Source organism: Micrococcus sp. GbtcB5 (assembly GCF_019091605.1).
GTDB lineage: Bacteria > Actinomycetota > Actinomycetes > Actinomycetales > Micrococcaceae > Micrococcus > Micrococcus luteus.
This window is the reverse complement of sequence record NZ_JAGXJK010000552.1, coordinates 1-232: the sequence shown is the minus strand read 5'-3', so window position 1 is coordinate 232 and position 232 is coordinate 1. Positions and strand designations below refer to the sequence as shown.

Annotated in this window: 1 pseudogene; it reads right to left on the bottom strand. The window is 56.9% G+C overall.

The window, feature by feature from the left end:
- Positions 1-232: pseudogene (locus KVS67_RS13470) on the bottom strand (hypothetical protein); the annotation flags it as partial.

Genomic DNA, 232 nt, shown 5'->3' with positions numbered 1-232 from the left:
GACAAGCCATCGAGGGCGGCCCTGTAGGCAGATAGACCGGCTCTCAGAGAACCTGAATCCGTCGATTGCGGTTCAGGCCTCGGCATCGCATCGATGAGACGCGCACGCATCTTGCTCAAGTACTCGACGACAGTGCTTTCCTTATCGACGGCTACGGAAGCAATCTCACCGAGCACCTCAACTGCGAAGTCAACTTCGACTTGTGCTCCTGCTGGACCACGCTGGATCAGAA